A 17,795-nucleotide genomic window follows, 5' to 3' on the forward strand; every position below is an offset into this window, starting at 1 on the left:
CCTACGGTTGGTTCGTGCCGTTCCGGACAGGTCAACGAGTGGTCACCGTGGTCGGCCCGACGGCCGCCGGCAAGTCCGCCCTGAGCATCGCTCTCGCCCACGAGCTGGGCGGCGAGGTGGTCAACGCCGACTCCATGCAGCTCTACCGGGGGATGGACATCGGCACGGCGAAACTCACCTTCGCCGAGCGGGAGGGCGTTCCCCATCATCTGCTCGACATCTGGGACGTGACCGAGCCGGCCGCCGTCGCCGAGTACCAGCGGCTGGCCCGGGCGGCGATCGACGGCATCCTCGAGCGGGGCCGCGTGCCGCTGCTGGTCGGCGGTTCCGGGCTGTATGTGCGGGCGGTCCTGGAGGATTTCGAGTTCCCCGGCACCGACCCGGCGATCCGGGCGCGCCTGGAGGAGGAACTGGCCGGCGCCGGCGCCGGCGCGCTGCACGCCCGGCTCGGCGAGCAGGACCCGGAGGCGGCCGCGAAGATCCTGCCGAGCAACGGCCGCCGCATCGTCCGGGCGCTGGAGGTGATCGAGCTGACCGGGAAACCGTTCACCGCGTCGCTGCCCGATCCCCGGCCGGTCTACGAGTCGGTGCAGATCGGCGTCGACCGGGAGACCGCCGGCCTGGACGAGCGGATCGCGCTGCGGGTCGACCTGATGTGGGCGGCCGGGCTGATCGACGAGGTCCGCGGGCTGACCGGGATCCGGGACGGCCGGACGGCGTCGCGTGCGCTCGGTTACCAGCAGGCCCTCGCCCAGGTCGACGGCGAGCTCAGCGAGGACCAGGCGAAAGCGGACACGGTCCAGGGCACCCGGCGGTTCGTGCGGCGGCAGCGGTCCTGGTTCCGCCGCGACCCGGCGGTCGCCTGGCTCGACGGCGCCGACCCGAAGCTGTTGGCGCATGCCCTGGACCTTGCGCGATGATGGGCCGCGTGCGTTTCACCAAGGGCCATGGAACCAGCAACGACTTCGTCCTCCTGCCGGACCCCGACGGCGAGCTGGAGCTGACGCCGACGCTCGTCGCGGCGCTCTGCGACCGCCGCCGGGGGATCGGCGGTGACGGCGTGATCCGGGTGGTGCGCAGCGCCAAGCACCCGGAGGCCGCCGATTTCGCCGGCGAGGCCGAGTGGTTCATGGATTACCACAACAGCGACGGCTCGATCGCCGAGATGTGCGGCAACGGCCTCCGCGTCTTCGTCCGCTATCTGCTGGAGAAAGGGCTGGCCACACCCGGCCCTTCGGGCCTGCCGGTGGCGACCAGGGCCGGGGTGCTGGTCACCGTCGTCGGTGACGGCACGATCAGCGCACGGATGACAACCCCGAGGGTGTACGCGGGAAGCACCGCCACTCTCGGTCATCTGACAGTTCCCGGGCTCGCGGTGGACTGCGGCAACCCGCACCTGGTCTGTGGCCTGCACGACGGGGTGGAGCTGTCCGCCCTCGACCTGACCCGGGCCCCGCTGCACGACCCGAAGGTGTTCCCGGCCGGGGTGAACGTGGAGTTCGTCGAGCCCGCCGAGCCGCTGGCCGGGGTCGACCGGCACGTCCGGATGCGGGTGCACGAGCGCGGCTCCGGCGAGACCCAGTCGTGCGGCACCGGCGCGCTCGCGGTCGGCGCGGTGGCGCTGCGCGAGGCGGGGCTGACGACCGGCTCGGTGGCGGTGGACGTGCTCGGCGGCCGGGTCCTGGTGACCTGTGACGCGGACGGGGCGTGGTGGCTGGAAGGCCCGGCGGTGCTGGTCGCCGACGGTGACGTCGACCCGGCGGCCGTGCTCTGATGCTGGCTCGCGTCGCGCACCGGGGCTATTCCACGGTCGCCCCCGAGAACACTCTGCCCGCCTTCAACGCCGCCGTCCGGGCCGGCGCCACGGTCGTCGAGTTCGACGTCCGGGCGACCCGGGACGGCGTGCCCGTGGTGATCCACGACCGTACGGTGAACCGCACCACCAACGGCCGGGGCCGGGTCTGGGACCTGACCTATGACGAGGTCGCCGCCCTGGACGCGGGCTCCTGGTTCGGCGCCGGGTTCACCGGGCTGCGGGTGCCGTCGCTGGCCGAGACACTCGATCTGCTGGCGCCGTCGCCTGTCGAGTTGCTCGTCGAGATCAAGCCGCCGGCCACGCTGGACGAGGTCAAGTCGATCGTCGCCCAGCTCGCCGAGCGTGACCTGCTGGGCCGCACGGTGCTGCAGAGCTTCGACGCCGACGTGGTCCGCAAGGTCCGCGACGTGGCCCCGGACGCCCGTCGTGGCCTGTTGCTGTTCCGGTTCGACGCGGAGACCGTCGAGCTGTCCCGGGAGCTGGGCGTCGCCTACTGCAACCCGTCGGTCGACGACGTGCTGAACGGCCCGGAGACGATGGCCGCCCTGGCCGCGGCCGGGATCGGCGTGATGCCGTGGACGCCGAACGACATCGCCCAGTGGCGGCCCCTCGTCGACGCGGGCGTCGCCGGCCTGATCACCGACCTGGTCGGCGAGCTGACCGGCTGGGCCGGCGCCTGACCCGAGGTGACACGGCGGTGCCCGGCCTGGGATACGGGTGCGGCGCGCCGGAGATCCGCTCGACCCCGGCGCGCGACAGCCGTACTCCCTAGAAGGTCGTCTCCGGAGCCTTGTCGAGATCGCTCTCCGGAAGCGCAGCGGGGTTGGCCGGAACCGGCCCGCCCTTGACGACCGCCCGGATCGCCGCGGCGACCGCCGGGGTGACCTTGGGGTCGAAGACGCTCGGAATGATCACCGTGGGGTTGAGTTTGTCCTCGCCGACGACGTCGGCGATGGCCCGGGCTGCGGCCAGCGCCATCTCCTCGGTGAACTCCTCGGCGGCGGCGTCCAGCATGCCCCGGAACACACCCGGGAAGGCCAGCACGTTGTTGATCTGGTTGGGCTGGTCGGACCGGCCGGTCGCGACGATCGCGGCGTGCTTGCGGGCCTCCCGCGGGTCGACCTCGGGGTCCGGGTTGGCCATCGCGAACACGATCGACTTGTCGGCCATCTTGGCGATGTCGTCACCGGTCAGCAGGTTCGGCGCGGAGACGCCGATGAAGACGTCGGCGCCGACGATCGCGCCGGGCAGGTCGCCGGAGTAGTTCTCCTTGTTGGTGTGGTCGGCCAGCCACTGCATCGACTCGTTGAGGCCGGGCATCCCGCGGTGCAGGGCGCCCTTCCGGTCGTACGCGATGATGTCGCCGACACCCTGCCGCATCAGCAGTTTCATGATCGCGGTGCCGGCCGCTCCGGCGCCGGACACGACGACCTTGACGTCCTGCATCCGCTTGCCGACCACCCGCATCGCGTTGGTCAGCGCGGCCAGCACGCAGATCGCGGTGCCGTGCTGGTCGTCGTGGAAGACCGGGATGTCCAGCAGCTCCTTCAGCCGCGCCTCGATCTCGAAGCAGCGGGGCGCCGCGATGTCCTCCAGGTTGATGCCGCCGTAGGCCGGGGCGATCGCCTTCACGATCGCCACGATCTCGTCGGTGTCCTGAGTGTCGAGGACCACAGGCCAGGCGTCGACGCCGCCGAACCGTTTGAACAGCGCGGCCTTGCCCTCCATCACCGGCATCGCCGCGGCCGGGCCGATGTTGCCCAGGCCGAGCACGGCCGAGCCGTCGCTGACCACGGCGACCGTGTTGCGCTTGATGGTGAGGCGCCGGGCGTCCGCCGGGTTCTCGGCGATCGCCATGCAGACCCTTGCCACACCCGGGGTGTACGCCCGGGACAGCTCGTCACGGTTACGCAGCGCGACCTTCGACGACACCTCGATCTTGCCGCCCAGGTGCAGCAGGAACGTCCGGTCGGAGACCTTGCGGACGTCCACGCCGTCCTGCTCCTCCAGCTGCTTGACGACCTGGTCGGCGTGCGCGGCGTCGGCGGTGTCGCAGGTGAGGTCGACCAGCACGTGCGTGGGGTCGGAGTCCACCACGTCCAGCGCCGTCACGATCGCCCCGGCTTCACCCACACAGGTGGTGAGCCGGCCGATGGACGAGGCGTCCGCGGTAACGGCGATGCGGATCGTGATCGAGAATCCTGCGCTCGGCAGGCGGGTGGTCACCACGGTGTTCCCTCCGACGTTGGTGGGGTGAGTCCTCAGATTGTCGCTCTTGCGGAATATCGGCTCGCCGCTCGGTGGTTACTCGTGGGTCAGGTGGAGTTATGCGGATGCGTTCGCTCTCGTGACGTGCCACGATCGGACGTAGGAGGTCACTTTTGCGAAACACGTACCAGACACCCGTCCTTGACGAGCTGGACCCCACGACCGGGGACCTGGAGCTCGAGGAGCGGCACTCGCTCAGGCGGGTGGCCGGTCTTTCCACCGAGCTGACCGACGTCACCGAGGTCGAGTACCGGCAGTTGCGACTCGAACGGGTCGTCCTCGTCGGTGTGTGGACCGAAGGAAGTGTGGAAGATGCCGACAATTCACTGACCGAGCTGGCCGCTCTCGCCGAGACCGCCGGTTCCCAGGTCCTCGAGGGCCTGATCCAGCGGCGGAAACAGCCCGACGCGGCCACCTTCATCGGCCGCGGCAAGGTCGACGAGCTGCGCGACGTGGTCATCATGACCGGCGCCGACACGGTCATCTGCGACGGTGAGCTGTCCCCGTCCCAGCTGCGCAAACTCGAGGAGCAGATCAAGGTCAAGGTGGTCGACCGGACCGCCCTGATCCTCGACATCTTCGCCCAGCACGCGAAGAGCCGCGAAGGTAAGGCCCAGGTCGAGCTGGCCCAGCTGCAATACCTGCTGCCGCGACTGCGCGGCTGGGGTGAGGCCATGTCCCGGCAGGGCGGTGGCGCCGGTGGCGGTTCGGGCGGCGGCGGCGTCGGCACCCGTGGTCCCGGTGAGACCAAACTCGAGACCGACCGGCGGCGGATCAACACCCGCATCGCGAAACTGCGGCGCGAGATCAAAGCCATGAAGACGGTACGGGAGACCAAACGCTCCCGCCGTGTCGCCAACGGTGTTCCGGCCGTGGCCATCGCCGGTTACACCAACGCGGGCAAGTCGAGCCTGCTCAACCGGCTGACCCAGGCCGGCGTGCTGGTGGAGGACGCGCTGTTCGCCACCCTCGACCCGACCACCCGGCGCACCGCCGCGGAGGACGGACGGGAGTTCACGCTCTCCGACACGGTCGGGTTCGTCCGGCACCTGCCGCACCACATCGTCGAGGCGTTCCGCTCGACGCTGGAGGAGGTCGGCCAGTCCGATCTGGTGGTGCACGTGGTCGACGGCGCTCATCCGGACCCGGAGGGTCAGGTCAGCGCGGTCCGCGAGGTGCTCAGCGAGGTCGGCGCCGACCAGCTCCCCGAGCTGCTGGTGATCAACAAGGTCGACGCGGCCGACGAGGAGACAGTGCTCCGGCTCAAGCGGAACTGGCCGGAGGCGATCTTCGTGTCCGCCCGGTCCGGCGCCGGCATCACCGAGCTGCACAAGGCGATCGCCGACCGGCTGCCCCGGCCCGCGGTCGAGATGCGGGTCCTCATCCCGTACGACCGGGGTGACCTGGTCGCCCGCGTGCACCGGTCCGGTCAGGTGCTGCAATCCCGGCATCTGGACGATGGGACGGAACTCTCAGTGCGCGTCGATGAGCAGTTCGCTGCCGAGCTGTCCGGTTTTCGGAGCTGATCAGTACGCGTAAATCGGACTTCACGGGAGCAGTTTCCTGTGTTGATCCACACGTAATACCGGCACGAGACGTCGCGTGCGACACTGTGCGGATGCGGCGTCTCGTGTTTCCGACCATCGTGGCCATCGGTCTGGTAATGGTCGGCTCCTCCAGCGCGTCCGCCGAGGACCCGACTCCCGCGCCCACCGTCAGCGCCAAGTCGACGCCCGGCAAGAAGCTCTGCAAGATCGCGGACACCCAGCTCACCGAGCTCTCCGGGATCGTGGCCACCAAGAACGGTTTCGTCGTCGTCAACGACGGGCGCGAGGGCGTCACTCCCAAGATCTTCTTCCTCAATCGTGAGTGCAAGAAGACCAAGGAGTCGGGTTTCAACGGCACGCCACTCGACGTCGAGGACATCGTCCTCTCGCCGGACGGGGGGACGCTGTGGATCGGCGACTTCGGCGACAACAACGTGCGCAACGACCCGAACAACGTGCGCCCGCACGTCGCGCTCTGGAGCATCCCGGTCAACGGCACCGGTGAGGCGACCATCCACCGGGTCAGCTACCCCGCCAAGGACAAGCACGACGCCGAGGCGCTCATCTTCGACGGCGACGGCACCCCGATGATCGTCACCAAGGAGATCGGCGCGCCCGCCGGCATCTACAAGCCGACCGCCGCGCTGAAGAAGAACAACGAGACCCCGGTGCCGATGGCGCGGGTCGGCGAGATCCAGCCCTCGGCCACCGAGACGGCCGGCAACCCGATCGCCCGGATCGGCAACAAGACGATCACCGGCGGCGCGGTCAGCCAGGGCGCCACCAAGGTGGTGCTGCGCACCTACACCGACGCCCTCGAGTGGGACGTGACGGGCGGCGACGTGCTCGCCGCGCTGAAGAAGGAGCCGCGCACCACCGGCCTGCCGAACGAGCCGCTCGGCGAGGGCATCGCGTACAGCCCCGACGGCAAGCTCTTCTACACGGTCTCGGACATGAGCGGCAAGACTGACGTCGCCAACCACATCCGGGAGTACACGCCGGCCACCACGGTCGCGGTGAAGTCGGAGAAATCCGGCAAGAGCGGCAGCGGCGACTCCTGGTATTCGAACCTCACCATCGACGACGTCACCTACATGGTCGGCGGCATCGGTGTCCTCGGCCTGATCCTGGTCGGCGCGGGCGTCTTCGGGATCGTCCGGTTCCGCCGGTCCCCGCAGGGCCTGTCCTCGGCCGTCGACGACCTGCCGTCCGGCGGGATCGCCAAGGGCGACCCGGAGACCGAGCTCATCGGTGTCGGCGGCGCTCCGCAGCGCGGCGCTGCCTACGGCTCGGGCCGCCCGGGCGGTGGCGGCCCGGTCTACGGTGCCAAGTCCGGCCCGGCCTCGGGCGGTGGCGGCGGTCCGCAGCGTGGCAGCGGCCCGGTCTACGGCGGCTCGGGCGGTCAGGGCGGCGCCGGCGGCCAGGGCGGCGGTGGGCAGGGTGGCGGCGGCCCCCAGTACGCCCGCCCGGCCGGTCAGCCTCCGCGCGGTCCGCAGCAGGCGCCGGGCCGTGGCGGTCCGCAGCAGCATCCGGCCCGTAATCCGCAGCAGGCTCCGCCCCGTAACCCGCAGCAGCAGCCCCCGCGTGGTCCGCAGCAGGCGCCGGGCCGTGGTGGCCCGCAGCAGCATCCGGCCCGTAATCCGCAGCAGGCTCCGCCCCGTAACCCGCAGCAGCAGCCCCCGCGTGGTCCGCAACAGCCCCCCGGCCGTGGCGGCGGAGGCGGTGGTGGCGGCGTTTACGGTGGCCAGCAGCCGCCCAGAGGCCCGCAGGGCCAGGCCCAACGTCCGAACGGCGTATACGGCGGCGGCCGCCCCAACGGCTCCGACGGCCGCCAGTAACCGATCCGCCTGAAGGCCGGCCCCGCACTGCGGTGCCGGCCTTCCACGTCCACCCGCGCACTGCGGTGCCGGCCTTCCACGTCCACCCGCGCACTGTGGTGCCGGCCTTCCTGCATCCGCCCCCGCACTGTGCTGCCGGCCTTTCCTGCGTCCGCCCCACCCAGTAGCAGAACCGCCCAAGCCCCGTGTCTGTCCGCCGGTACCGGGCTGGCCGGGCCGTTCCGGGTTGGTTTGATCTCTCGGCGGCACGGTGTTGCTGACACAGCCGGGTCGAGCGGTGGCAGGCGCACACGTTGGCGTTGTGCGTGCTCCGGTAGTCGCCCTGGCACGGATGAACGCACACGAACGGCCGTGCGTGTGCGCCCGCCCCTGGTCCGACGACGACAGAAGCCCACGATCGGCGACTGTGTGCGCTGGTCGTTGTTCGTCGGTGCTGCGACATGTCACGTGCTCCCGCGACCCCACCGGCCGTCGCTGAGCGCGGTTAAACGGCACACATTCCAGTGCTCAGCGACGGCTGGCGGTCTCGGCCGTTGTCCAGCGCGGTTAAGCGGGACGCATTGCAGTGCTCAGCGACGGCTGGCGGTCTCGGCCGTTGTTCAGCGCGGTTAAGCGGGGCGCATTGCAGTGCTCAGCGACGGCTGGCGGTCTCGGCCGTTGTCCAGCGCGGTCAAACGGCACACATTCCAGCGCCCAGCGACGGCCCAGGGTCCCGGCTGTCGTCCAGCATTGGTAGGGGTTCGTCGAAGAGCGACTCGCTGAGCTTCAGTAGCAGTTGCTGTCGATCTTCCGGCCCAAGCGAGGAGGTCCCGTCCCGGCTGTCCGGTTGGGTGGTTCTCGGATAGCACTGGGGGCTGGGTGGATGCCTTTTTGTGGGTGGGGGTGCGTGGACCGTACCGCCGAGGAAAGACTGACTGCTGTGAGGTGAGCCTCGCGGGTTCGGGCCGGACGCCGGAATTGTCCGGCGTCCGGTTTGTGGTTATTCAGACTCGGCGGAGGACGGCCACCACACGGCCCATGATCGTGGCGTCGTCGCCCGGGATCGGGTCGAAGGCCGGGTTGGCCGGCATCAGCCACACGTGGCCGTCGCGCTGGCGGTAGCTCTTGACCGTGGCCTCGCCGTCGATCATCGCGGCGACTATGTCGCCCGCCTCGGCGTTGGGCTGCTGGCGCACCACCACCCAGTCGCCGTTGCAGATCGCGGCGTCGATCATCGAGTCGCCCTTGACCTCGAGCATGAAGACGTCGCCCTCGCCGACCAGCTCGCGCGGCAGCGGGAAGAACTCCTCCACCGACTGCTCGGCGAGGATCGGGCCACCGGCGGCGATCCGGCCGACCAGCGGCACGTAGGCGGGCTGCGGGCGGGCCGCCCGCAACGCCTCGTCGTCGACCAGCTCGCCCGGCGCGCGGACGTCGACGGCGCGTGGCCGGTTCGGATCGCGGCGCAGGTAGCCCTTGGTCTCCAGGGCCTTCAGCTGGTAGGCCACGCTGGACGGGGAGACCAGGCCGACCGCCTCGCCGATCTCACGGACGCTCGGCGGGTAGCCGTATTTCTCCACCCAGTCCCGGATGAACTCGAGGATCCGCCGCTGGCGCGCGGTCAGATCGGAGGCGACCACTTCCGGCACGTGACCGATGGGTGTGACCGCGCGTAGCTGCGGCGCGTCCGAGCCGCGGGACCTGGTCGGCGTGGTGCGGCGCCGGGCCGTCTCGGGCTTCCTGGTCTGCTGCTGTCGGCTGGTGCGGTCTTCGGTCGACACGTCGCCCTCCCTGTCGGCCAAGTGCCTGACGGCACGTGGTGCGTCGCGGAGCCGGTCGACGCCGTGGGGATGGCGTGCGTCCGGCTGACCCCTCTTCTCGGAAAACCTAGTGTGCAGGTCCGACATATTCAAACATCTGTACGAGATTTCCCCGGCGTGTCGCTCCACAGGGCTCGACTTTCGTACCCCCGTTCTGATAAACCCTCGTACGGGCGTTCTATCGAACGGGTGTCCGAGAGGGGTCTTCTCATGACGGTCAGTGGTGCGCGACACGCCGAGCCGCCGCTGCGCCTCACCCGCCGTGGCCGGGTGGTGCTGCTGAGTCTCTTCTTCGCCGCCGTCGCGCTGGCGTATGTCGTCCTCCTCACCTCCGCATCCCAGGGCTGACCTCGCGGTCCGGGGTGCCCTCGGTTTGATCTCCGTCGGGTGTGCTGCCCGATTCTTCGGCGCGTCGTTCCGCTCGATCCGGCCGCTGCGCGTGATGGTGTCATCACCCCAGGTGGTGAGGCGGAAAATACGGCGCGTCGGCACACTGCTGAACTTGCATCGGCGTCCGCCGGGGCCTAGCGTCTACCCCAACATCTAGTGGTTACACGGATGTAAGTCATCCACAGGTTGGGTTTCCTTCTCACCGGTTATCCACAGCGCAACCAGTCGTCCCTGAGGCTGGTGGCGCTGCGTTTCGGCATGCCCGAAACTCCGGCGGGAGGGTTCCGGAGGGAGATCGCGGTGCGCTGCCCGTACTGTCGTCACGCCGATTCGCGCGTGGTCGACTCGCGTGAGGCCGACGACGGTCAGCTGATCCGTCGCCGCCGATCGTGCCCCGAGTGCGGCAAGCGGTTCACCACCGTCGAGGAGGCCGTCCTCGCGGTGGTCAAGCGCAGTGGCGTCACCGAGCCCTTCAGCCGGACCAAGATCATGAGTGGTGTGCGCAAGGCCTGTCAGGGCCGGCCCGTCGACGAGGACTCCATCGCGAAGCTGGCGCAGCGCGTGGAGGAAGCCGTCCGGGCCCGCGGCGCCGCCGAGATCCCCAGCCACGACGTGGGCCTGGCGATCCTCACGCCGTTACGTGAGCTCGACCAGGTGGCTTACCTCCGGTTCGCCAGCGTGTACAAGTCGTTCGACTCTCTCGACGAATTCGAGAAGGAGATCGCCGCGCTGCGCGAAGCCGGCCCCGACCGGGAGCCCGGGACGCGACATCCTGTCGCGCCGCGGTCCGGGGGACGCGCACCCAAGCTGAACGGCTGAGGCGTCAGTTCGGCCGGCCTCAGCCCGAGGCACTTCTTACCGACTCATTTGTAGCGGTACCAACGAGGGGGAGCACATCCATATGGCCGGAGACGGCATCACTGCAGGTCGCCAGCGCAGCCGGACCAACGGCGGCGGCGGCGCGGCGGCCGGGGGGCTGCGAGTGGAGCGGGTCTGGACGAGCGAGGGCGTTCACCCGTACGACGAGGTCGAGTGGGAACGCCGCGACGTCGTCATGACCAACTGGCGCGACGGCTCGATCAACTTCGAGCAGCGTGGCGTCGAGTTCCCCGCGTTCTGGAGCGTGAACGCGGCGAACATCGTCACGACCAAGTACTTCCGGGGCGCGGTGGGGACGCCCGAGCGGGAGTGGTCGCTGAAGCAGCTCATCGACCGGGTCGTGCAGACCTACCGCAAGGCGGGCGAGGAGCACGGCTACTTCGCCACCGCGGCGGACGCCGAGCTGTTCGACCACGAGCTCACCTGGATGCTGCTGCACCAGGTGTTCAGCTTCAACTCGCCGGTCTGGTTCAACGTCGGCACCAAGTCGCCGCAGCAGGTCAGCGCCTGCTTCATCCTGTCGGTCGACGACTCGATGGACTCGATCCTCGACTGGTACAAGGAAGAGGGCCTGATCTTCAAGGGCGGCTCCGGTTCGGGTGTCAACCTGTCCCGGATCCGGTCGTCCAAGGAGCTGCTGTCGTCTGGGGGGACGGCGAGCGGCCCGGTCAGCTTCATGCGCGGCGCGGACGCCAGCGCGGGCACCATCAAGTCCGGCGGGGCCACCCGGCGCGCGGCGAAGATGGTCATCCTCGACGTCGACCACCCGGACATCGAGGAGTTCGTCTCGACGAAGGCGCGCGAGGAGGACAAGATCCGCGCGCTGCGGGACGCCGGCTTCGACATGGACCTGGGCGGCGCCGACATCGTCTCCGTGCAGTACCAGAACGCCAACAACTCGGTGCGGGTCAGCGACGAGTTCATGACGGCGTACGAGAACGGCGCCGAGTTCGGTCTGCGCGGCCGCCTCGACGGCGAGGTCATCGAGACCATCGACGCCAAGAAGCTGTTCCGTGGCATCGCCCAGGCCGCCTGGGAGTGCGCCGACCCCGGCCTCCAGTACGACGACACCATCAACGACTGGCACACCAACCCCGAGACCGGGCGGATCACCGCGTCCAACCCGTGCTCGGAGTACATGTCGCTGGACGACTCGTCCTGCAACCTGGCCTCGCTCAACCTGATGAAGTTCCTCAAGGCCGACGGTGGCTTCGAGGTGGAGAAGTTCGTCAAGAGCGTCGAGTTCATCATCACCGCGATGGACATCTCGATCTGCTTCGCCGACTTCCCGACCGAGCGCATCGGTGTCACCACCCGGGCCTACCGCCAGCTCGGCATCGGGTACGCGAACATCGGCGCGCTGCTCATGGCGTCGGGTCTGCCGTACGACTCCGAGGGTGGCCGTAGCGTCGCCGCGGCGATCACCTCGCTGATGACGGGCACCGCCTACCGTCGTTCGGCCGAGCTGGCCGGTGTCGTCGGCGCGTACGACGGCTACGCCCGCAACGCCGAGGCGCACCAGCGCGTCATGCGCAAGCACGCCGCGGCCAACGACGAGGTCCGCCCGCTGGGCGCCGCCGCCACCGAGATCCTTCGTGAGGCGACCCGCCAGTGGCAGACCGGCAACAAGATCGGCGCGAAGAACGGCTGGCGCAACGCGCAGGCCTCGGTCCTCGCGCCGACCGGCACCATCGGCCTGATGATGGACTGTGACACCACCGGCATCGAGCCCGACCTGGCCCTGGTCAAGTTCAAGAAGCTGGTCGGCGGCGGCTCGATGCAGATCGTCAACCAGACGGTTCCGCGGGCCCTGCGCAGCATCGGGTACCCGGAGGAGCAGGTCGAGGCGATCGTCGAGCACATCGCCGAGCACGGCAACGTCGTCGACGCCCCCGGTCTCAAGCCGGAGCACTACGCGATCTTCGACTGCGCCATGGGCGAGCGGGTGATCTCCCCGATCGGCCACGTCAAGATGATGGCCGCGGTGCAGCCGTTCATCTCCGGCGCGATCTCGAAGACGGTCAACATGCCGGAGACGGCGACCGTCGAGGAGATCGAGGAGATCCACTACCAGGGCTGGAAGCTGGGTCTCAAGGCGCTCGCGATCTACCGCGACAACTGCAAGGTCGGCCAGCCGCTGTCGGCCGCCAAGAAGAAGACCACCGAGGTCGAGGCCCCGGTCCTTCCCGCCGCCGAAGTCGAGAAGATCATCGAGAAGGTGATCGAGTACCGCCCGATCCGCAAGCGCCTGCCGAAGAAGCGGACGTCGGAGACGGTGTCGTTCTCGGTCGCCGGCGCCAAGGGCTACCTCACCGCGTCGTCCTACCCGGACGACGGTCTCGGCGAGGTCTTCCTCAAGATGTCGAAGCAGGGTTCCACCCTGGCCGGTGTCATGGACGCCTTCTCGGTCGCGATCTCGATAGGGCTCCAGTACGGCGTCCCGCTGGAGACGTTCGTCAGCAAGTTCACCAACATGCGCTTCGAGCCGGCCGGTATGACCGACGACCCGGACGTGCGCATGGCGACCTCGGTGATGGACTACATCTTCCGTCGCCTGGCGCTGGACTTCCTGCCGTACGAGACGCGGGCCGAGCTCGGCATCTTCACCGTCAAGGAGCGGACCGCGCAGGCCGCTGCCGAGGCGGCGGCCGCTGAGGCGGCCGAGGAACTGGCCGGCCTGGCCGCCTCCGCGCCGGTCTCGCCCGCTCCGGCGAACGCCAAGGTCACGGTGGCCGAGGTGAAGGCCTCGACCGCTCCGGAGACGGCGCCGGTCAAGGCCGGCTCCTCGACCGAGCTGCTGGAGATCGTCACCGGCCACGCCGCCGACGCGCCGCTCTGCTTCACCTGCGGCACGAAGATGCGCCGGGCCGGCAGCTGCTACGTCTGTGAGGGCTGCGGCTCCACGTCGGGCTGCAGCTGAGCCCTGAAGCACTGAGAAAAACGTCCCCCGGACCGTCACGGTCCGGGGGACGTTTCATTTCCGAGCGGTTCATTTCTGAGCGGTACGGCCACACGCGAACGGCCGGCCGCTGAGGGCGACCGGCCGTTCGAGGAGTGTTCAGACGCTGGACCAGCGGTTGATACGGCGGTTCTGGACCACGTACCGGCCGGGCACCCAGCGTCCCTGCTTGTAGTGGCCGGGCACCCAGACCCGGATCCGCTCGGTGAACGTCCGCACGGTCTGCCAGCGTTCCGCCGTGACCGTCTGACCGTCCTTCTGCGACACGATCACCCGGCGCAGGTGCCAGGTACGGCAGTCCCGTTCCGTCTTGCTCTTGGCGTGGCACAGGAACGCCTGGCGGGCCTTGAACGGGTTCCCGGTGCCCGGCCACTCCGGGTGCAGCGTGTCGCGCATCGCCTCGTACCAGGTGTAGGCCATCTTGCGGTAGCCGAACTCGTTCGGGTGGTGCGCGTCGTAGATGTCCAGCCCGTTGACCGTGGACTGGTCCACCAGGTGCACCTGCGGACCCTTCTCCTCGACGACGCCGGGGATCAGGGCGTTGTAGGCCCGGTTCGCCGGGACCTCGGAGGCGACCGCCGTGCCGATGATCTTCGCGACGTAGATCTCCGCGTGCGGCACCCCGGCCTGGATCCGGTCGATCAGAGCGGACAGCTTGCCGGCCGCCGCCACCGGGTCATCGGACCGGGTGATGTTGTTGGTGCCGGCGTGCAGCAGGACGACATCCGGCTCGTACGTGGCCAGGCTCCGGTCGACGATCCCGGCGATCCGCTCGATGGTCCAGCCGCCGTGCCCCTCGTGGTCGAGGTCGCCGGTGGTGCCCTCGTTCTCCGATCCGACGAAGTCGGCTGACACGCCGGCGTCCCGCAGCCGCCGCTGGAGGTCGGCCCGCCAGCCGTTCTTGCCCGGCGATCCGACCCCGACGGTGATGCTGTCGCCGAGCGGCATGATCCGCAGCGGCGCGTCGGCGGGCATGGCCGCCGCCGGAGTTGCAAGGCCGGTGCAGGACAGGAGCCCCGCCAACGAAGCAGCGAACATGCCGAGCCGGTAACGCGTCATCTCTGCCCATCCTGGAGTGCCGATACCTACGCATGGGTATCGGCGGGCCCGGACGGGCGACTGACCCGGTCAGTGGATGTTGCCCCTGGTTCGCAACCAGACACCGAACTCCACAGCGGTACGCACTCCGTGCTCCAGGACAGCGGTGTAGATGTCGAAGCCGCCGACCTCACCCGGGTACTCCGGGCGCTGGTGCCAGGCCGTCTTGATGGCGAGGATCGCCTGCCGTTCCTCGTCGGTCAGCCGGCCGGCGAGCTCCCGGTGCCACTGGCTGCCGTCGGCGTGATCGTCGTTCAGCCAGATGGAGAGGTCGACCCGCCACTCGCCGACGGTGAGGACGACGTGGTGCCGCTCCTCCCGGGGCAGCCCGGTGGGTGACCTGTCGCCCCGCTCGTCGCGGTAATCGAAACCGGTCAGGCCGGGAATCGTCACGGCCCGGCCCAGCAGCTCGACCACCTCCGCCGGGCCGAACTCCGGGCCGCCGGTGAGCATCACGTCGAGGTCGCGCCAGACCATCAGCCCCGAGACGAAGCTGCCGGTGGGCATGACTGGTCCCAGCGGCTCCAGCAGCGCCAGCAGTGCGCGCGCCTCCGCCTGTAGATCCTCCGGGCCGGCCATCCGGCTCTCCTTCCCGACCGTGTTCCCACCCCCGTCGACGCACATTGTCGGATGTGGCGGGACCGCGCCGGAAAAGACCCCCTATCGATGCTCGGTGAGGAAGTCGGTGATCACTTTCGCGAGCAGGGTGGGCTGCTCGATCACCATGGCGTGGGAGGCGTCGGACAGGGAGAGATGACGCAGGTGCGGGACCGACTGCGCCTGCTCGACCAGGAAACGGCGGTGTGCCGCGTACAGCTCGGCGAACGGCTCCTGCTGGGGCAGGTTGCGGGTGGGCAGCACGACCAGCTCGGGGCAGGTGGTCGCGGCGTAGACCGGAGTCAGGTCCAGCTCGTTCATCGCGGTGCGCAGCTGGCTGGTGATCGCGGCTGACGGGCGGATCGACGTCTCGCCGCCGAGGTGGACCAGGTTGCGCCGGAAGCCCTCGACCCACACCTTCTCGTTGGCGCCCATGTCGCGCGCCGCCATCTGCTGGCGCTCCACCAGGTCGGGCAACTGGTCGGCCGGGATCACCTGGCCGGCGGTGGCCTCGACGGCGTCGAAGACGGCGTGCAGCCGGGCCAGTTCGGCGGCGGCCTTCTCCGGGTCGAGGCCGGGCAGCTGATCGGGCCGGGTGGGTGGCGGGTTGCCGTCCAGGCTGACGACGCCTGGCGACTCGGGGTGCCGCTGGCCCCAGAGCGCGGCCAGCATGCCGCCGAGCGAGTGGCCGACGACCGCGGGCCGCTCCAGCTCCAGCTGGACGCAGACGGCGGCGAGGTCGCCGAGCGCGGCGTCCCAGCTCCAGTCGCCGTCGGCGGAGCGGCCGTGGCCGCGCAGGTCGAGCGTGACCACCCGGTGGTGCGGGCGCAGCGCCCGGGCCAGGGTGGTCATCTGGGCCAGGTTGCCGCCGGCGCCGTGCACCAGCAGCAGCGGTGGGTCGTCGCCGCCGAAGTCACGGACGGCGAGCTGCACGCTGCCGGCGTCGATCAGACGGTCGTTGATCATCAGGACTCCTCGGTGGGCGGGGTGTTGCGGAGCCGGTCGCGGATGGCGGCGACGGGCACGCCGCCGTCCGGATGGCGGGGCAGCCGGCCGCGGCGGACCAGGTCGTGCACGCCCTGCCGGCTGATGCCGAGCATCGCGCCGGCTGTCGAGAGCGAGACCGAGACCGCGTACGGATGCCCGGCCCGCCGGACCACGACCTGCCCGAGCGGGGTGCGCCACCAGTCGGCAGGCGGGTGAAAGCCCTGGTCGCTGGGGTAGAGAGTGCCGATCAGCCGGGCGATGACGTGGACCGCGGCGGTGTCGTCGCCGTGCTCGAGCACCTCGGCCCACTCGGTCACCCGCCGCCGCAGCAGTGTGCGGATCGCGTCGCCCGGCCGGTCGTCCTCGAGGAGGATCTCCAGTGGGTCGAGCAGGCGGTTGTCGAGCAGGCGGAGCAGCTGCCCGGCGAGGTCCATGAGAGCATCCTTCTACTACTTGACAGCGAGTGTCAAGCGATATGGTCCGAGAGGTGAACCGTCCACTGACCGAGCCGCATCCGTCCCGCCTCGCGCCGGACCATCCGCGCCGGGCCGAGATCCTCGCCGCGCACTCCGCTGCTCTCGACGCGGGCCAGGCCGGCTATCTCGATCCGGAATCCGGCCTTTTCGTGCTGACCGCCGGATTCCTGTCGGCCCGGGGGACCTGCTGCTCCCGCGGCTGTCGTCACTGCCCGTATGTGGGCGGCCCCTGACCGCCCCTTCCGTGATCGGCTCCCGTTCAGTACGGTGTGTGCGCCCGCCCCCGGGGAGGATCGCAAGTGCCCACACGTCTGGCCGCGCTCGGCGCCGCCGTGCTGTTCGCCGTGTCCGGCTGCAGCGGCGGTTCCGCCGACGAGGACGCCACCATCGTGACTCCGGCCGCGCCAGCCGAGGACCTGGCCGAACTGCCGGCCGCGTCCGCCGGTGGCGCGTGCATCCTGTGGGATTACGACTTCATCGAGCAGATGATCGGCATCCGGTTCGCGGTGGCCGCCGCCGACCAGATCGAGGACACCTCGACCTGTGTGGTGCAGACGCTCTCCGCGCCCTGGCCCGACCTGGCGCTGTCGGTCGTGGAGACCACGAAGGCGAACGCGACGATCTTCCTCGACACCCGGATGCCGGAGAAGGCGACGAAACTGACCGGTCTGGGCCGGGCCGGTTACCGCCTCGACTCCAAGGCGACCGGCGGGCACGGCCCCACCGTGGAGATCGGCTGGCTGAGCGAGGCCAGGCAGCTCCAGACGCTCCGCTTCACCTTCGCGAAGGACGCCACGGCGGCCGACGTGAAGGACATGGACAAGAAGCTCCTGGAGCTGGCGAAGGCCCTGAGCACAACGAACGGCTAGGACTCCGTCCCCCAGCCTTCACCGGACCCCGCGCCCGGCGATCTTGCACGGTTCCCCACCCTCGCGCCGATCTTGCACAGTTCCCCACCCATGCGGCGATCTTGCGTGGTTCCCCGCCCTCGCGGCGATCTTGCACGTTTCTTCATGTCCGGGTGTGATTTGTCGTGCAAGGTCCATTACGCGGGGGAGACCTTGCAGCTTTATTCCCGTCGGGGCGTGGAAAGGGCTGCAAGATCGGCGCGAGGGTGAAGATTCGTGCAAGATCCGCGAGC

At 69.8% G+C, this 17,795-nt stretch carries 16 protein-coding genes; 10 read left to right on the forward strand and 6 right to left on the reverse strand.

The features are described from left to right. The first annotated feature begins 14 nt into the window (after nt 1-14). Genes miaA through AB0E94_RS09700 form a run of 3 tightly spaced genes read left to right on the forward strand, consistent with a single transcriptional unit; the run spans nt 15 to nt 2,496 of the window. Complete coding sequence (gene miaA / locus AB0E94_RS09690) at nt 15-920, forward strand: tRNA (adenosine(37)-N6)-dimethylallyltransferase MiaA (RefSeq protein WP_360324434.1); 906 nt, start codon at nt 15-17, stop codon at nt 918-920. An 8-nt stretch (nt 921-928) separates the two neighbouring features. Next, entirely contained in the window at nt 929-1,774 is an 846-nt protein-coding gene (gene dapF / locus AB0E94_RS09695; protein WP_360324436.1) for a diaminopimelate epimerase, read from the forward strand. Next, a complete protein-coding gene (locus tag AB0E94_RS09700; protein WP_360324438.1) occupies nt 1,774-2,496 on the forward strand; it encodes a glycerophosphodiester phosphodiesterase family protein in 723 nt (240 codons plus the stop codon). Before dapF ends, AB0E94_RS09700 begins: the two co-directional genes overlap by 1 nt. Before the next feature lie 88 nt (nt 2,497-2,584). Here the strand turns inward: AB0E94_RS09700 and AB0E94_RS09705 are convergent, their stop codons facing one another. Continuing rightward, entirely contained in the window at nt 2,585-4,045 is a 1,461-nt protein-coding gene (locus AB0E94_RS09705) for an NAD-dependent malic enzyme (protein WP_360324440.1), read from the reverse strand. A gap of 152 nt (nt 4,046-4,197) precedes the next feature. Here AB0E94_RS09705 and hflX point away from each other — a divergent pair, with 152 nt between their 5' ends. Continuing rightward, a complete protein-coding gene (gene hflX, locus AB0E94_RS09710; RefSeq protein WP_360324442.1) occupies nt 4,198-5,610 on the forward strand; it encodes a GTPase HflX in 1,413 nt (470 codons plus the stop codon). 92 nt (nt 5,611-5,702) lie between these two features. Beyond that, nucleotides 5,703-7,469 carry a hypothetical protein gene (locus tag AB0E94_RS09715; RefSeq protein WP_360324444.1) on the forward strand — a complete coding sequence of 589 codons (1,767 nt, stop codon included), beginning with the start codon at nt 5,703-5,705 and terminating at the stop codon, nt 7,467-7,469. Nucleotides 7,470-8,452: 983 nt separating this feature from the next. Here the strand turns inward: AB0E94_RS09715 and lexA are convergent. Continuing rightward, on the reverse strand, nt 8,453-9,229 hold the full coding sequence (gene lexA, locus AB0E94_RS09720) for a transcriptional repressor LexA (RefSeq protein WP_360324446.1): 777 nt from the start codon (nt 9,227-9,229) through the stop codon (nt 8,453-8,455). A 249-nt stretch (nt 9,230-9,478) separates the two neighbouring features. Between lexA and AB0E94_RS09725 the strand changes: the two genes are divergently transcribed. The 3 genes from AB0E94_RS09725 (at nt 9,479) to AB0E94_RS09735 (ending at nt 13,457) form a co-directional block, all read left to right on the forward strand. Continuing rightward, nucleotides 9,479-9,616, forward strand: a complete 138-nt coding sequence (locus AB0E94_RS09725; RefSeq protein ID WP_360324448.1) for a hypothetical protein — start codon at nt 9,479-9,481, stop codon at nt 9,614-9,616. Nucleotides 9,617-9,958: 342 nt separating this feature from the next. After that, entirely contained in the window at nt 9,959-10,477 is a 519-nt protein-coding gene (nrdR, locus tag AB0E94_RS09730; RefSeq protein WP_093619981.1) for a transcriptional regulator NrdR, read from the forward strand. Nucleotides 10,478-10,559: 82 nt separating this feature from the next. Continuing rightward, on the forward strand, nt 10,560-13,457 hold the full coding sequence (locus tag AB0E94_RS09735; RefSeq protein ID WP_360324450.1) for a vitamin B12-dependent ribonucleotide reductase: 2,898 nt from the start codon (nt 10,560-10,562) through the stop codon (nt 13,455-13,457). Between the two features lie 138 nt (nt 13,458-13,595). On the opposite strand, the gene AB0E94_RS09740 is transcribed toward AB0E94_RS09735, so the two are convergent. The 4 genes from AB0E94_RS09740 to AB0E94_RS09755 all read right to left on the reverse strand — a co-directional run bounded on the left by AB0E94_RS09740 (nt 13,596) and on the right by AB0E94_RS09755 (nt 16,612). Next, complete coding sequence (locus tag AB0E94_RS09740) at nt 13,596-14,555, reverse strand: SGNH/GDSL hydrolase family protein (RefSeq protein WP_360324452.1); 960 nt, start codon at nt 14,553-14,555, stop codon at nt 13,596-13,598. 69 nt (nt 14,556-14,624) lie between these two features. After that, nucleotides 14,625-15,173: a hypothetical protein gene (locus AB0E94_RS09745; protein ID WP_360324454.1), complete on the reverse strand. Its 549-nt coding sequence runs from the start codon at nt 15,171-15,173 to the stop codon at nt 14,625-14,627. Between the two features lie 81 nt (nt 15,174-15,254). Further along, nucleotides 15,255-16,157 (reverse strand): alpha/beta hydrolase, encoded by a 903-nt coding sequence (locus AB0E94_RS09750; RefSeq protein WP_360324456.1) that lies wholly within the window; start codon nt 16,155-16,157, stop codon nt 15,255-15,257. After that, nucleotides 16,157-16,612 (reverse strand): hypothetical protein, encoded by a 456-nt coding sequence (locus AB0E94_RS09755; RefSeq protein WP_360324458.1) that lies wholly within the window; start codon nt 16,610-16,612, stop codon nt 16,157-16,159. The genes AB0E94_RS09750 and AB0E94_RS09755 overlap by 1 nt, the downstream gene beginning before the upstream one ends. A gap of 53 nt (nt 16,613-16,665) precedes the next feature. Between AB0E94_RS09755 and AB0E94_RS09760 the strand changes: the two genes are divergently transcribed. Together AB0E94_RS09760 and AB0E94_RS09765 are read left to right on the forward strand one after the other, a co-directional pair. Next, entirely contained in the window at nt 16,666-16,887 is a 222-nt protein-coding gene (locus tag AB0E94_RS09760) for a DUF5522 domain-containing protein (protein WP_360324460.1), read from the forward strand. 66 nt (nt 16,888-16,953) lie between these two features. Beyond that, the gene (locus AB0E94_RS09765; RefSeq protein WP_360324462.1) at nt 16,954-17,523 is read left to right on the forward strand and encodes a hypothetical protein; all 570 of its coding nucleotides are present in this window, start codon (nt 16,954-16,956) and stop codon (nt 17,521-17,523) included. The last annotated feature ends 272 nt before the right edge of the window (nt 17,524-17,795 follow it).

Source organism: Actinoplanes sp. NPDC026670, from assembly GCF_040638175.1.
Lineage (GTDB): Bacteria > Actinomycetota > Actinomycetes > Mycobacteriales > Micromonosporaceae > Actinoplanes.

Bases quoted from the DNA above. Each gene is read 5' to 3' on its own strand.
- AB0E94_RS09700 (WP_360324438.1), top strand. From the start codon at position 1,774: ATGCTGGCTCGCGTCGCGCACCGGGGCTATTCCACGGTCGCCCCCGAG.
- AB0E94_RS09715 (WP_360324444.1), top strand. From the start codon at position 5,703: ATGCGGCGTCTCGTGTTTCCGACCATCGTGGCCATCGGTCTGGTAATG.
- AB0E94_RS09725 (WP_360324448.1), top strand. From the start codon at position 9,479: ATGACGGTCAGTGGTGCGCGACACGCCGAGCCGCCGCTGCGCCTCACC.
- AB0E94_RS09735 (WP_360324450.1), top strand. From the start codon at position 10,560: ATGGCCGGAGACGGCATCACTGCAGGTCGCCAGCGCAGCCGGACCAAC.
- AB0E94_RS09740 (WP_360324452.1), bottom strand. From the start codon at position 14,555: ATGACGCGTTACCGGCTCGGCATGTTCGCTGCTTCGTTGGCGGGGCTC.
- AB0E94_RS09745 (WP_360324454.1), bottom strand. From the start codon at position 15,173: ATGGCCGGCCCGGAGGATCTACAGGCGGAGGCGCGCGCACTGCTGGCG.
- AB0E94_RS09750 (WP_360324456.1), bottom strand. From the start codon at position 16,157: ATGATCAACGACCGTCTGATCGACGCCGGCAGCGTGCAGCTCGCCGTC.
- AB0E94_RS09755 (WP_360324458.1), bottom strand. From the start codon at position 16,612: ATGGACCTCGCCGGGCAGCTGCTCCGCCTGCTCGACAACCGCCTGCTC.